This window comes from Burkholderia sp. RS01, from assembly GCF_039748055.1.
GTDB lineage: Bacteria > Actinomycetota > Actinomycetes > Actinomycetales > Micrococcaceae > Arthrobacter.
In genome coordinates this window covers 1-223 of the sequence record NZ_JBDLAK010000095.1, presented here as the reverse complement: position 1 = coordinate 223, position 223 = coordinate 1, and the positions used below count along the sequence as shown (strand labels likewise).

At 61.0% G+C, this 223-nt stretch carries 1 pseudogene; it reads left to right on the top strand.

From position 1 onward, the window contains the following. Positions 1–223 (top strand): annotated as a pseudogene (locus ABFP37_RS22680) (5,10-methylene tetrahydromethanopterin reductase); the annotation flags it as partial.

The following is a 223-nucleotide window of genomic DNA, read 5'->3' as shown; positions in this document are numbered from 1 at the left end:
CTACGGCGACGGCTTCTTCGCCAACCACCTCTTCTTCCCCAAAAACCACTTCGTCAACCTCGTCAACCACTACCGCGACCGATACGAGTTCTACGGACACGGCACACGCGACCAGGCCATCGTCGGACTCGGCGGCCAGGTCTTCATGCACAAAAACTCCCAACAGGCACTACACGACTTCCGCCCCTACTTCGACAACTCCCCCGTCTACGGCGGCGGCCCC